This is a genomic window from Roseixanthobacter finlandensis, from assembly GCF_043195105.2.
Lineage (GTDB): Bacteria > Pseudomonadota > Alphaproteobacteria > Rhizobiales > Xanthobacteraceae > NCEH01.
Window position 1 is genome coordinate 523,388 of the sequence record NZ_CM195536.1, and the last position, 14,023, is coordinate 537,410.

A 14,023-nucleotide genomic window follows, 5' to 3' on the forward strand; every position below is an offset into this window, starting at 1 on the left:
GTATCGCCTCACTTCTTGCGGAAGACGTCGAGCCGGACCACTTCGGCGCCGCCGGAGGGGCGCTCATCCTTGGCGGTCTCCTTGGTGGCGTCCTTGCCGCTGTTCCCGCCGTCCTCGGCGCCGCCCTTGGCCGCATCCGGAGAGGTGTCCTGTGCGGAAACCTTGCTGGTGGCGCTGGCGATGTCGGGAGAGATGGACTTCATGGCCAGCACGCCGTCGTTGTGCTCCCCTTCGCCCTTGCCACCGATCTTGGCGGTGGCGAGCGCCGGCTCGGATCCCGCGCCGCGCAGGGGGCGCACCGAGGCGCCCGCGCCCGGCAGGCGGGTGGGGGCTTCCGCCGGAGCAGTTTCGCCGCTCGCCTCGATCTCCTCGCCGCCCGCCAGCTCGAACTGGAGGCCGAAGCTCACCGAGGGGTCGAAGAAGCCCTTGAGCGCGGAGAAGGGCACCAGCAGCCGCTCGGGAATGCCGCCGAACGAAAGGCCCACCTCGAAGGCGTGCTCGCTCACGTTCAGGTCCCAGAACTGGTGCTGGAGGACGATGGTCATCTCCTCGGGATATTTCTCGCGCATGCGCTGCGAGAGCCGCACGCCGGGGGCGCGGGGATCGAAGGAGACGTAGAAATGATGGTCGCCCGGCAGGCCGTCGCGGGCGACGTCGGAAAGCACGCGGCGCACGACGCCGCGCAGGGCTTCCTGCGCCAGAAGATCGTACCGGATATGATCGACCGAAGACATGGGGTGCGATGCTCGCGGCCGGTGCCCGATGCAAGACGAGACTTAAGCGCTACGGAAGGCATGTCGCCCGTCCGCCACGGTCATGAGACCCATCCCTTCCCCGCAGGTCCGGCCGGCCCTTGGAGGAAGTGGAGGCTTCTGTTGCCAGGTGCCTCCGAACCCCGCCTAGCCAGTGCTACCCGGTAGGACTTTTATTTCGGTACCTTTACCGCTCACGCGGCAACGGCAACCGGAGCATAGTTGTCATTCGCAACTATAGGTCGGCCCGATATCGGCGGAACCATGCCGAGCGAAAGAAAGCCCTTTACACCCTCGTCGATCCTATTTCGCCCCCGCCGCAACCCGCAAAGCCTTGCGAAATCACGGGTTCTGGTGGAGGCGCCGGGTACTGCCCCCGGGTCCGAAAGGCTTATTCCGACAACCATTTATCGCCATATCTGGCTTGCGCCAGCGCGATGAATATAGGCGCCGGCCCGGCATGATGAAAGGGGCAAGCGGGGGTTTTCCCGCGACGGCGGCGGATTGCCCCGCGTCTGGGAAGGATCGATAGTCAGCGGCAGGGTGCATCGTCGAGGCGACTGACGGCAGGTGCGGGCCATTGTCTTCATTTTCACCAGCGGTCATGGCCGGGCCTGTCCCGGCCACCCACGCCGGGCCGCCCACGCTGGAATTGAAAAGCCGGTGCCAGCGGTGCCACGTGGATGCACGGGACGAGCCCGTGCATGACGCAGCTCTGCTGCAATGGCTTCAGGCTCAAAATGTCGATCGGCCCTAGCCTTCCGACAGGGGGTGCAGGTCGCGCACCATCTGCTTCAGCCGCTCGTCCAGCACATGGGTGTAGATCTGGGTGGTGGAAATATCCGCATGGCCGAGCAAGGTCTGGACGATCCGCAGGTCCGCCCCGTGGGCCAGCAGATGGCTCGCGAAGGCATGCCGCATCACATGGGGCGAGAGCTTGGCCGGGTCGAGGCCGGCCGCCACCGCGAGGTCCTTCAGCTCGCGCGCGGTCTGCTGGCGGGTGACGTGGCCGGATTTCGCGCCGGTGGGAAACAGCCATTTGGAGGCATCCAGCCCGGCGGCGCGGCGCGCGTCCAGATAGGCCGCCATGATCGCCTTCGCCGGTCCGCTCAGGGGCACGAGCCGGTCCTTGCCGCCCTTGCCGGTGACGATGATGGCATCCGAGCGGCTGCGCGCGGCAGCGGCCGGCAGGGCGGTCAGCTCGGAAATGCGCAGGCCGGTGGCGTAGAGAAGCTCGATGCAGCAGGCGACCCGCAGCCGGCGCAGCGTCTCCCCGTCCCCCTCGGCTTCGGCGACGCGGGCATGGGCGGTGTCGATCAGCCGGCCCACCTCCTCCACGCTCAGCACCTTCGGCAAGGGGCGCGCCCGCTTCGGCCCTTCCAGCACGGCGGCGGGATCGCCGCTGCGGTGGCCCTCGGCATAGAGGAAGCGGTAGAGCTGGCGAATCGCGGAAAGCCGGCGCGCGACCGTGGTGGTCTTGAAGCCGCGCGCGGAAAGATCGGCGAGATAGGCCCGCAGCACCGGGGTGGCGGCGGCCGCGACGGTCTCGCCCCGCGCGGCGAGGAACGTGGAAAAATCCTCGAGGTCGCGGCGATAGGCGTCGAGCGTATTGGCGCTGGCGCCGCGCTCCACCGCCTGCATGTCGAGAAACAGGGCCAGCGGCCCGCTGCCGGAAAGGCCGGTGCGGGAGGTGCCGGCCTTGATCATCGCCCGCGTCTCATTTCTGGAAGCGGTCGTTGGGCACGGTGATGGTCACGTCCCGCGTCACCGGTTCCACTTTGGTGGCGAGCCAATAGGCGCCGCCATAAACCAGGGCTACAAGGACGGCGATCGCCGCCAGGAGGCGGATCAGACTGGGCACGGTGCGATTTACCTGCGTTCTGTCTTGCCTGCGTTCCACGCGAATCGCCGGTCGGCGCCGCGTCTTGCACAGGTGACATGCGCGCGCGCCTCTTTCAACCGCCATTGCCCCCCCGCCACGGCAATGCTAGTGCGCTTTTTTCGCGCTTCGCGCCCATTTTGGAGCCATGCGTGCGGACGGAGGGATCTTTGACCAGCGAGAGCGAGCGAGAGTCGGGGGCGATGCCGGAGCCGGCGCCGAATGGCGCGCTGCTGGCCTTGCTCGGCCGCCGTTCGATCGTGCTCGTGGGGATGCCGGGCGCGGGGAAATCCTCCGTCGGCCGCCGCCTCGCCAAGCGCCTCGCTTTGCCGTTCGTGGATGCGGACGAGGAAATCGTCCGCGCCGCCGGCATGAGCATTCCGGAAATCTTCGCGCGTCGCGGCGAGGCCGAGTTTCGCGAGGGCGAGCAACGCGTGGTGGCCCGCCTGCTGCAATCCGGACCCATGGTCATCGCCACCGGCGGCGGCGCGTTCATGCGCGCGGACACCCGCGCCGCCATCTCGGCGGCCGGCGTCTCGGTGTGGCTGGAGGCGGACCTTCACACGCTGCTGCGCCGGGTGAAGAAGCGCAACGACCGGCCGCTGCTCGCCCAGGGCGATGCGGAAGCCAAACTCGCCGCCTTGCTGGCCGCGCGCGGCCACATCTATGCCCTTGCCGACGTGCGGGTCGAATCGCGTGACGTCGTGCATGAAACCGTGGTGGAAGAAGTGATCGCCGCCGTGACGCGCCACTTCGCGCCGATCCAGGACCAGACCCCATGACCAGCCCTTCCGCCGCGTCTTCCCCCATTGCTTCCGAGGCTGGCGCGCGAATCGTGCGGGTCGATCTCGCCGGCCGGCCCTATGACATTGCGATCGGGCCAGGCCTGCTCGCCGGGATCGGCACCCGCATCGCCGCCTTGCGGCCGGGGGCGCGGGTGGCCATCGTCACCGACGAGAATGTGGCCGAACGACATCTCGGCACGGTCGAGGCGGCGCTCGGGGCGGCGGGCATCGCCCATTCCGCCGTGATCGTGGCGCCGGGCGAGAAGTCCAAGAGCTACAAGGGCCTGGAGCAGGTCACCGAGGGGCTGATCGCGGCCCGCATCGAGCGGCGCGACCTGGTGCTGGCGCTCGGCGGCGGCGTGGTGGGCGATCTCGCGGGATTCGCGGCCGCTGTGGTGCGACGCGGGGTGGATATCGTCCAGGCGCCGACCACGCTGCTGTCGCAGGTGGATTCCTCGGTCGGCGGCAAGACCGGCATCAATTCTCCCCAGGGCAAGAATCTGGTCGGTGCGTTCCATCAGCCGGTGCTGGTGGTGTCGGACACCACAGCGCTCGACACCCTGCCGCCCCGCGAGGTGCGCGCTGGCTATGCGGAAGTCGCCAAATACGGGCTGCTCGGCGATGCGCCCTTCTTCGACTGGCTGGAGGCGCACGGCGCCGAGGTTCTGGCCGGGGGCGACGCGCGGGTGGAGGCGGTGGCGGCAAGCTGCGCCGCCAAGGCCGCCATCGTCGCCCGCGACGAAAAGGAAACCGGCGACCGGGCCCTGCTCAATCTCGGCCACACCTTCGGCCACGCCTTGGAGGCGGGCGCCGGCTTCTCGAACCGCCTGCTGCATGGCGAAGCGGTCTCCATCGGCATGGCGCTGGCGTTTGCCTTCTCGGCCCGGCTCGGCCTGTGCACCGGGCAGGACGTGGTGCGCGCCACCCGCCATCTGGAATCCCTCGGCCTGCCGACACGCATCGCCGACGTGCCGGGCGACCTGCCGGACACCGACGGGCTGATGATGCTGATCGCCCAGGACAAGAAGGTGAGCCGCGGCGCGCTGACCTTCATCCTGGTGCGCGGCATCGGCGCAGCGTTCATCGCGAAGGATGTGGACGGCGGCGACGTGCGCGCGTTCCTGGAGCAGATGCGCAAGGCATAGATGGTGCAAGCGGGCGCGGCGCCGGCGCGCGCGCAACGCCGGAGTTGCCCGAAGCGTGCGGGAGCGCTATGGAGGCGGCCACTTTTCAAGAACCCGTGTCGTTCAACCGGGCGCGGGGAGGGTCAGGGAATGTGCCAGACGGCCGCCATCATCTGTGTTCCACACTGCGCCCCGCGGCGCGGCCTGGGCAAATGCGCGCGAAAATGACGCGCGCCTGAACGCGAGACCGGCGCACCGCGCCCGCGTATCGCCGATGACGGCCCCCGGCACTCGATGCCGGCTGAACCCTGATCCCACAGCCCCTGTTAGAGAGAATGCGAGCCATGGCTCGGCTTGTCATGAAGTTCGGCGGCACGTCCGTCGCCAATATCGAACGTATCCAGAATGTCGCGCGCCATGTGAAGCGCGAGGTGGAGGCCGGCTACAGTGTCGTTGTCGTGGTCTCCGCCATGTCCGGCAAGACCAATGAGCTGGTCGCCTGGTGCCGCGAGGCCTCCACGCTGCACGATGCGCGCGAATATGACGCCGTGGTGGCGTCCGGCGAGCAGGTGACGTCGGGTCTCCTGGCCATCGCGCTCCAGGCCAAGGGGCTGAGCGCGCGGTCCTGGCAGGGCTGGCAGGTGCCGATTTCCACCGACGAGGCCCACGGCGCCGCCCGCATCCTGGAGATCGACGGCACGGCGCTGGGCGCGGCGCTCGACGCGGGGGAGGTGGCGGTGGTGGCCGGCTTCCAGGGCATGCACCTGCCCTCGGGGCGCATCACGACCCTCGGGCGCGGCGGCTCGGACACCAGCGCGGTGGCGCTGGCCGCTGCCATCGGCGCGGAACGCTGCGACATCTATACCGACGTGGACGGCGTCTATACAACCGATCCGCGCGTGGTGCAGCGCGCCAAGCGCATGAAGTGCATCGCGTTCGAGGAAATGCTGGAAATGGCGTCGCTCGGCGCCAAGGTGTTGCAGGTGCGCTCGGTGGAGCTGGCCATGGTGCACAAGGTGCGGACCTTCGTGCGCTCCAGCTTCGAGGACCCCGACGCCCCGCACATGAGCACGGTCGAGGCGGCGGGCACGCTGATCTGCGACGAGGAGGAAATCGTGGCAAACCAGATGGAATCGCAGGTGGTGACGGGCATCGCCTTCGCCAAGGATGAGGCGCAGGTGTCCATTCGCCGCGTGGCCGACAAGCCCGGCATCGCCGCCGCCGTGTTCGGCCCGCTGGCCGAGGCCCACATCAATGTGGACATGATCGTGCAGAACGTGTCGGCGGACGGCTTCACAGACATCACCTTCACCGTGCCCTCGGCGGATTACGACCGGGCCCGCGCGGCGCTGGAAAAGGCCCGCGATTCCATTGCCTTCGAGGTGCTGGAAGGGGCGACCGACGTCACCAAGGTGTCGGTGATCGGCATCGGCATGCGCTCGCATGCGGGCGTCGCGGCGGATGCGTTCCGCGCGCTCGCGGGCAAGGGAATCAACATCCGCGCCATCACCACGTCGGAAATCAAGATTTCGATCCTGATCGACGCTGCCTATACCGAACTTGCGGTGCGGACTCTCCATTCGCTATACGGTCTGGATAGCTGATAATCGAGACTGCGGGGGCGGGTCATCGGCGATCATACGAGGTGAGAACGCCTCGCAACTCTTGAAGGATGCGGCCGATGCGTGGCGCGCTTGGCGGGCCTCGGGTGCTGTTAAGACGTCTCCGCGAAGTCATGGCGGAGCCGGTCAGCGCCCAGGACCGCCTGGATAAGATCGTTGTCCTGATCGCCGCCAACATGGTGGCGGAGGTGTGCTCGGTCTATGTGCTGCGCGTCGACCAGACGCTGGAGCTATATGCCACCGAAGGCTTGAACCGCGATGCGGTTCACTTGACCGTCATGCGGGTGGACGAGGGCCTCGTCGGCCATGTGGCGCGCGAGGCGGAATCCCTCGCGCTTTCCGACGCCCAGCATCATCCGGAATATTCCTACCGCCCGGAAACCGGCGAAGAAATCTACAACTCCTTCCTCGGCGTGCCGATCCTGCGGGCCGGCAACACGCTGGGCGTGCTGGTGGTGCAGAATCGCGCCCGCCGCACCTATGCGGAAGAGGAGATCGAGGCGCTCCAGACCACCGCCATGGTTCTGGCGGAGATGATCGCCTCGGGCGAACTGACCGCGCTCGCCAAGCCGGGCGCGGAACCGGCGGTGCGCCGGCCGCTGCATCTCACCGGCATCGCCTTGGCGGACGGGCTCGGCCTCGGCCATGTGGTGCTGCACGAGCCGCGCATCGTCGTCACCAATGTGATCGCCGACGACGTGCAGAAGGAAGTGGTGCGGCTCGACGGCGCCATCGGCAAGCTGCGCGCCTCCATCGATTTGCTGCTGGAGGATGACGGCCTCTCCAAGGCCGGCGAGCATCGCGAGATTCTCGAAGCCTATCGCATGTTCGCCCACGACCGGGGCTGGATGCACCGCATGCGCGAGGCGGTCATGTCCGGCCTCACCGCGGAAGGCGCGGTCGAGCGGGTGCAGTCGGATACCCGGGCCCGCATCATGCGCGCATCCGATCCCTATCTGCGCGAGCGCCTGCACGATCTCGACGATCTCGCCAACCGCCTGTTGCGCGAATTGACCGGGCGCGGCCGCGCCTCCGACCGGACCGACCTGCCGGAAAACGCGGTGTTGGTCGCCCGCAACATGAGCCCCGCCGCGCTGCTGGATTATGACCGTACGCGCATTCGCGGCCTGATCCTGGAAGAAGGCGGCACCACCAGCCACGTCACCATCGTCGCGCGGGCGCTTGGGATTGCGGCGGTCGGACAGGTAGAGAATGCCGCCGGCCTCGCCGATCCCGGCGATCCGGTGATCGTCGACGGGCAGGCGGGCGAAGTGCATCTGCGGCCGCCCGGCGATGTCGAGGCGGCCTATGCCGAGAAGGCGCGCTTCCGCGCCCGCCGGCAGGCGCAATATGCCGCGCTGCGCGATCTGCCCTCGGTGACCCGCGACGGGGTGCAGGTGGACCTGCATCTGAATGCCGGCCTGCTGGTGGACCTGCCGCATATCGCGGAAACCGGCGCCTCGGGCATCGGCCTGTTCCGCACCGAACTCCAGTTCATGATCGCCTCCACCTTCCCGCGCATCTCGGAACAGCTGAACCTGTACCGCGCGGTGCTCGATGCCGCCGCCGGACGGCCGGTCACCTTCCGCACGCTCGATATCGGCGGCGACAAGGTGCTGCCCTACATGCGCACGGTGGAGGAGGAGAATCCGGCGCTCGGCTGGCGGGCGATCCGCCTCGGCCTGGATCGGCCCGGCCTGCTGCGCAGCCAATTGCGGGCGCTGCTGCGCGCGGGCGCGGGGCGCGATTTGCGCATCATGTTCCCCATGATCGCGACCGCGGGCGAGTTCGACCAGGCGAAGGCGATCCTGGAGCGCGAGCTGACCCATCTGCGCAAGCACGGCCATGTGCTGCCCGAGCGGGTGTTCGTCGGCGCCATGGTCGAGGTGCCCTCGCTGCTGTTCGAGCTGGACGAGATTCTCTCGCGGGTGGATTTCCTCTCCGTCGGCTCCAACGATTTGGTGCAATTCCTGTTCGCCGCCGACCGCGCCAATGTGCGGGTCGCGGAACGGTTCGATCCGCTCTCGCCGGCGGCGCTGCGGGCGTTCCGCATGGTTGCGGAGGCTGGCGCGCGCCACGGCAAGCCGGTGACCCTGTGCGGGGAGCTTGCCTCGCGCCCGCTGGAATCCATCGCCCTCGCAGCCCTCGGCTATCGGGCGCTGTCGCTATCCCCGGCGGCCATCGGCCCGGTGAAGTCCACCTTGCTGCGGCTCGATGTGGAGGCCGCGCGCGCCGTGCTGCTGCCGCTGCTGGCGGATACGACCGGCACGGTGGACGTGCGCGGCGCCTTGCGGGCCTTCGCCGAACAGAGCGGATTGCTGCTTTGAGCGGGTTTCTCCTGTCGTGCGGTGTGTCTTGTGAGTGATCTGCCCCTCGCCAAGCTCGAACAATTGGTCGCCCGCCACCGCGAGGTGGAGGCTTTGCTTTCCGCCGGTGCGGAAGGTGACGAATATGTGCGGCTCGGCCGCGAGTTTTCCGATCTCACCCCGGTGGTCGAGCAGGTGCAGGCGCTGAAAGCCGCCGAGCGGGGCCTTGCCGAAGCGCGCGACCTCGCGGCGGAAGCGGGCGGCGACCCGGAAATGCGCGCGCTCGCGGAAAGCGAGCAGGAGCGGCTGACGGGCGAAATCGAGCGGCTGGAAAAGGCGGTGCGCCTCGCCTTGCTGCCCAAGGACGCCATGGACGAGCGCGGCATCATCCTGGAAGTGCGCGGCGGCACCGGCGGCGACGAGGCCGCGCTGTTCGCCGGTGATCTGTTCCGCATGTATGCCCGCTATGCCGCCGAAAAGGGCTGGACCGTGGAAATCCTCTCGGAAAGCGAGGGCACCATGGGCGGCTATAAGGAAGTGATCGCCGCCATCCACGGGCGCGGCGCCTTCGCCCGGCTGAAGTTCGAATCCGGCGTGCACCGCGTGCAGCGGGTGCCGGCGACCGAGACCTCCGGCCGCATCCACACCTCCGCCGCCACCGTCGCGGTGCTGCCCGAGGCGGAAGAAGTGGACGTGGAGCTGAACGAAAGCGATCTGCGCATCGACGTCTATCGCGCCCAGGGTGCCGGCGGCCAGCACGTGAACAAGACCGAAAGCGCGGTGCGCCTGACCCATCTGCCCACCGGCCTCGTGGTGGCGGTGCAGGACGAGCGCTCCCAGCATCGCAACAAGGCGCGCGCCATGGCGCTCCTGCGCTCGCGCCTGCTGGATGGCGAGCGCCAGCGCCAGGAGGCCGGCCGCGCGGCGGACCGGCGCGGACAAGTGGGCTCGGGCGATCGCTCAGAGCGCATCCGCACCTATAATTTCCCGCAAGGGCGCGTGACCGATCACCGCATCAACCTCACCCTCTACAAGCTGGAGGAAGTGATCGCGGGCACCGCTTTGGACGAGATCATCGATGCGCTCGTCACCGAGCATCAGGCCGAGCTGATGGCCTCGGCGGACAGCAATTGAGCAGGGCGGCCGCCGGCGCCCCGAGCCGCGCGGCGGTGCGTCGTGCGCTCGCGGCCCGGCTCCGCGCCGCCGGCATCGAGAGCGCCGATCTGGACGCACGCCTGCTGCTCGCCGATGCGCTTCAGGTGGCGCCGGCCGATCTGCGGCTGGACGGCGATGTGCCGGTGGACGCGCCCGCCCTCGCCGCTGTGGAGGCGCGGGTGGACCGGCGCCTCGCCGGCGAGCCGGTGGCCCGCATTCTGGGCGAGAAGGAATTCTGGAGCCTCCCGTTTCGCCTCTCGGACGAAACGCTGGTGCCGCGCCCCGATACCGAGACACTGGTGGAAGCGGCTTTGTCCGCATTGGGCGCGCGGCGGGACGCGCGGCTGCGGGTGCTGGACCTCGGCATCGGCAGCGGCGCTATTCTCGCGGCGTTGCTGAGCGAGCTGCCGCAGGCGTTCGGGGTGGGCGTGGACCGCTCCGTCGGGGCCGCGCGCACCGCCCGCGACAATCTGGCGCGACTGGGTCTGGCGGGGCGCAGCGTGGTGCGGATCGGCGACTGGGCGCAGGATCTGGAAGGTCCGTTCGACCTCGTGGTCTCCAATCCACCTTATATTCCGAGCGGCGATCTGCCCGCGCTGGAGCGCGAGGTGCGCCTGTTCGATCCCGCGCCGGCACTGGACGGCGGGGCCGACGGGCTCAATGCTTATCGCGCGATTCTTGCTGCACTGCCACGCTTGCTGGCGCCGCAGGGTATTGCCGTGCTCGAACTGGGCATCGGGCAAGAGGCCGATGTTGCTGCTTTGGCGCGGGCGCAAGGCCTGCTCGCGGAGGCTCCGGCGCGGCCGGATCTCGGCGGCATTCCGCGCGCTTTGGTGCTGCGGGCACCCTGATCGGGTGCGCCAATGGTGACCGGTAACCCGTGGATCATCGGTTATTTGAGGCGCCGCCGCGAAAAAACCGCTTGGAAGGGGTAAGCGAACTGGCTAGTGTCCTTGGCAGGAATCGTACCGGGGCTTCGGTCCGCATGGTTGAGGCCCGCGCCTGAAACTGGAATTTTGTTTCGGGGGTGTGGCAGGCGAAAGTTGATGACGCACCGATGTTGCGTCACGGCATTCCTTCACGGGACGATCGAATACCCACTGTCTCGCACGCATGCCGAGAACGGTTGCGCCGCTAACGGTAGCGTCGAGAAATGGCTTGGCTGGCCGCGCGTTTTGCGCGGAACGGGGCTCATGGTCGAACAGATCCGAACTGGCATCAGGTGTGGGTTTGGAAGGAGCGCGGGCGCAGCTCGCGTTCGTGGTTGACGACACCCCGACGGATTTGAACCCGGCCGCGGCGGGCGCCTTTCTGGCACCCGTCCGAGCGGACCGGACGCAGAACGGCGATGAGCGCCGAGCGAGTAGAGAACGATTCAGATGAGAAATGGTCAGCAGAAGCGTCCGCGCGGCCGTAACAACAATAATAACAATAACAACAATAATAATAACAATAACAATCGCCGCGGCTCCAACCCCTTGACGCGGGTCTATGAGTCCAACGGTCCCGACATGAAGGTGCGCGGCACCGCCCATCACATTACCGAGAAATATCTCCAGCTGGCCCGTGATGCCCAATCCTCGGGCGATCATGTGGCTGCGGAAAACTATTTCCAGCATGCTGAACATTACATCCGCCTGATCGCCTCCCTGCAGGGCCAGTTCGCGCCCCAGCCGCAGCCCGGCTTCGGCAATGAGGATCAGGAGGACGAGGACGGCGAGGAGAATGCGGCCGGCGAGGGCCAGCAGCAGCCCCAGGCCCAGCCTCAGCAGCAGCCCTATGCGCGCGAGGCGCAGTTCCAGCCGCGCCCGCCGCGCGACGACCGTTTCCCCCGCGAGGATCGCCAGCCGAGGGACGATCGCCAGCCGCGCGATGATCGCCAGCCGAGGGACAATCGCCAGGGCGGCTATCAGCGTCGCGGCGAAGAGGGTGGCGAAGGCTATCAGCAGCAGCCGCCGCGCGATTATCGCCCGCGTTCGGACGAGCAGGGCTATGCCCCCCGCCCGCCGCGTGCGCCGCGCGCCGAGGATGAGCAGGGTTATGCGGCCCGTCCGCCCCGCGCCCCGCGCGGCGAGGAGGAAGGGCAGGGCTATGCGCCGCGTCCGCCACGCGCGCCCCGCGCCGAGGACGAGCAGGGTTATGCGGCCCGTCCGCCCCGCGCCCCGCGCGGCGAGGAGGAGGGTCAGGCTTATGCGCCGCGTCCGCCGCGCGCGCCCCGCACCGAGGATGAGCAAGGCTATGCGGCCCGCCCGCCCCGCGCCCCGCGCGGCGAGGAGGAAGGGCAGGCCTATGCCCCGCGCCCGCCGCGCGCGCCCCGCGCCGAGGATGAGCAGGGTTATGCGGCCCGTCCGCCCCGCGCCCCGCGCGGCGAGGAGGAAGGGCAGGGCTATGCGCCGCGTCCGCCCCGCGCTCCGCGCGAGGAACGCCCCGAGGCGGCCGATCTCGGCCTGCCGTCCTTCATCACCGGCGGTCTGCCGCTGAAGGAGGCGCGGGAGCGTCCGGCCCGTGCGGAACGCGCGCCGCGTCCGACGGAGGAGGCAGCTCCCGCCCCGGCGGAGCGTCCCGTCGCCGAACTGCCGTTTGAGGAAGCGCCTGCGGCTGCGAAGCCGGCGCCTGCCGTCCCTGCGCCTGAGGCGCCCGCGCCGGCTGCCCTTGCAGCGGAGCCCGCTCCCGCCCCGGCGGCGAGCGTCGCCTCGGAGCCGTCCGACGTGGCCGCTGCGCCGGCCGCTTCCGAGGGCGCCGCTCCCGAGGCGCCCGCTGGTACGGACGAGGAAGCCGCGCCCTTCCGCCGTCGCCGCCGCTATCGCACCCGCGCCGAGCGTGCCGAGGAGGCCGCGAACCAGGCGCCCAGCGACGTGGAGCCGAGCCTCGGCGAGTGATCTTTGGCGAGTGACCTTGCCGCAGCACTGAAACGCGAAAGGCCCGGCAATGCCGGGCCTTTTTATTGGCGGATGGGGCGAAGCGGCGGCGACAGGGACATCCCACGCCGAGGACCGACCCGCGCGCGATGCGAGAGGGTGTCGCTCCCGCGCCGCGTCCGGAGGCCACGAGCCAAGCTCATGGCCCGTTGACCTCACTCGGCGGGGGTGCCGGCGAGCATCGCCCCCTTGCCGGGCAGCGCGACGGACAGGGACGGGATCGGGTGCCGCACCAGGATCCAATAGATGATCGCCGCCGCGAGGGCGACCACGGAGCCGGTGATCAGCGCCGGGGTGAAGGTGCCTGTGGACTGGACGATGAAGCCGGTGACCGTGGGCGCCAGCGCGCCGCCGATATAGCCGCCGAAATTCTGCACCGAGCCGATGGAGGCGGTGCAATTGGCCGGCGCGGCCACCGAGGCCATGGCCCAGGCGGACGAGGAGCAGGAATAGACCAGGAAGAGCGAGGCGGAGATGCAGGCGATCGCCAGGATGTCGCTCGGCGCCTCGGCGGCGATCAGGGTGAACAGGGCGGTGAGCACCAGCGCGCCCGCCATGGGATATTTGCGCGCCATCATGGGATCGACCCCGCGACGGGCCAGCACGTCGACGATGCGTCCCCCCGAAACCGCGCCGAGCACGCCGAAGGCGAACGGGATGGTGGCGACCCAGCCGGTCTTCGAGATGGTGAAGTGCCGCTCGATCTCCAGATAGCCGGGCAGCCAGGCGGTGTAGAGCCAGGTCACATAGATGCAGCCGAAATAGCCGGCGATCATGCCCCAGGTGGTCTTGAAGGCGAACAGGCGCTTCCAGTCCGCCCAGGTGACGCGGGCGGGCGCGTCCAGCGGGTCGCCCTCCTTCAGGAAGGCCTTTTCCTCCGCTGTCAGATTGGCCTGCTCGGGATTGCGGAAGACCAGGAAATACACGCACGCCAAGGCCAGGCCTGCGACGCCCATGGCGACGAACATCCAGCGCCAGCCGAACGAGAGCATCAAAAGCGTGAGTACCGGCACCGCGATCGCCGTGCCCAGCGAGGAGGCACTGTTCCATATTCCGGTGGCGGTCCCGCGCTGGCGGATGTTGAACCAGTCGCGCGAGATGCGGGCGCAGGTGGGGAAGTGCGGCGCCTCGCCCATGCCGAGGATGAAGCGTGCGCCAGCGAACTGCCAGAAATTCTGCACCAGGCCGCCGAGCATCTGCCCGAGCGACCAGCAGGTGAGCCCGACCGTGAGCGACAGGCGCGGCCCGAACCGGTCGATCAGCGCGCCGGCAGGCAATTGGGAGAAGGCGTAGGCCCACAGGAAGGCCGAAAGCAGCAGCCCCATTTCGCCGATGGAAAAGTGCAATTCCTCGCGGATCAGCGGGTTGGCCACCGCGAGCGTGGCGCGGTCCACGTAATTCACCACCCCCGCGGTCACCAGCAGGGCCAGCGTGAGGGTCTGGGTGCGCTTCAGGCGCGCGGTGCTCTTGGACTCGAGCATT

11 protein-coding genes and 1 other RNA gene are annotated in these 14,023 nt (G+C 68.8%); 7 read left to right on the forward strand and 5 right to left on the reverse strand.

From position 1 onward, the window contains the following. Positions 1-8: 8 nt before the first annotated feature. The 4 genes from V5G24_RS02540 to V5G24_RS02555 form a co-directional block, all read right to left on the reverse strand. Complete coding sequence (locus tag V5G24_RS02540) at positions 9-734, reverse strand: SspB family protein (RefSeq protein ID WP_394079242.1); 726 nt, start codon at positions 732-734, stop codon at positions 9-11. A gap of 127 nt (positions 735-861) precedes the next feature. Next, positions 862-1,225, reverse strand: a transfer-messenger RNA (tmRNA) gene (gene ssrA / locus V5G24_RS02545). A 280-nt stretch (positions 1,226-1,505) separates the two neighbouring features. Next, positions 1,506-2,459 (reverse strand): site-specific tyrosine recombinase XerD, encoded by a 954-nt coding sequence (locus tag V5G24_RS02550; RefSeq protein WP_394079244.1) that lies wholly within the window; start codon positions 2,457-2,459, stop codon positions 1,506-1,508. Between the two features lie 10 nt (positions 2,460-2,469). After that, positions 2,470-2,613 carry a histidine kinase gene (locus tag V5G24_RS02555; RefSeq protein ID WP_394067366.1) on the reverse strand — a complete coding sequence of 48 codons (144 nt, stop codon included), beginning with the start codon at positions 2,611-2,613 and terminating at the stop codon, positions 2,470-2,472. 188 nt (positions 2,614-2,801) lie between these two features. Here V5G24_RS02555 and V5G24_RS02560 point away from each other — a divergent pair, with 188 nt between their 5' ends. The 7 genes from V5G24_RS02560 (at position 2,802) to V5G24_RS02590 (ending at position 12,502) form a co-directional block, all read left to right on the forward strand. Further along, positions 2,802-3,413 (forward strand): shikimate kinase, encoded by a 612-nt coding sequence (locus V5G24_RS02560; RefSeq protein WP_394079246.1) that lies wholly within the window; start codon positions 2,802-2,804, stop codon positions 3,411-3,413. Further along, positions 3,410-4,561 (forward strand): 3-dehydroquinate synthase, encoded by a 1,152-nt coding sequence (gene aroB / locus V5G24_RS02565; RefSeq protein WP_394079248.1) that lies wholly within the window; start codon positions 3,410-3,412, stop codon positions 4,559-4,561. The genes V5G24_RS02560 and aroB overlap by 4 nt, the downstream gene beginning before the upstream one ends. A gap of 323 nt (positions 4,562-4,884) precedes the next feature. After that, entirely contained in the window at positions 4,885-6,144 is a 1,260-nt protein-coding gene (locus V5G24_RS02570; protein WP_394079250.1) for an aspartate kinase, read from the forward strand. Between the two features lie 77 nt (positions 6,145-6,221). Beyond that, positions 6,222-8,489 (forward strand): phosphoenolpyruvate--protein phosphotransferase, encoded by a 2,268-nt coding sequence (gene ptsP, locus V5G24_RS02575; protein ID WP_394079252.1) that lies wholly within the window; start codon positions 6,222-6,224, stop codon positions 8,487-8,489. Positions 8,490-8,519: 30 nt separating this feature from the next. Further along, positions 8,520-9,602, forward strand: a complete 1,083-nt coding sequence (gene prfA, locus V5G24_RS02580; protein ID WP_394079254.1) for a peptide chain release factor 1 — start codon at positions 8,520-8,522, stop codon at positions 9,600-9,602. Continuing rightward, on the forward strand, positions 9,599-10,474 hold the full coding sequence (prmC, locus tag V5G24_RS02585; RefSeq protein WP_394079256.1) for a peptide chain release factor N(5)-glutamine methyltransferase: 876 nt from the start codon (positions 9,599-9,601) through the stop codon (positions 10,472-10,474). Before prfA ends, prmC begins: the two co-directional genes overlap by 4 nt. A gap of 528 nt (positions 10,475-11,002) precedes the next feature. Then, on the forward strand, positions 11,003-12,502 hold the full coding sequence (locus V5G24_RS02590; protein ID WP_394079258.1) for a DUF4167 domain-containing protein: 1,500 nt from the start codon (positions 11,003-11,005) through the stop codon (positions 12,500-12,502). A 194-nt stretch (positions 12,503-12,696) separates the two neighbouring features. Here the strand turns inward: V5G24_RS02590 and V5G24_RS02595 are convergent, their stop codons facing one another. Beyond that, positions 12,697-14,022 carry an MFS transporter gene (locus tag V5G24_RS02595; RefSeq protein ID WP_394079260.1) on the reverse strand — a complete coding sequence of 442 codons (1,326 nt, stop codon included), beginning with the start codon at positions 14,020-14,022 and terminating at the stop codon, positions 12,697-12,699. Position 14,023 lies beyond the last annotated feature (1 nt).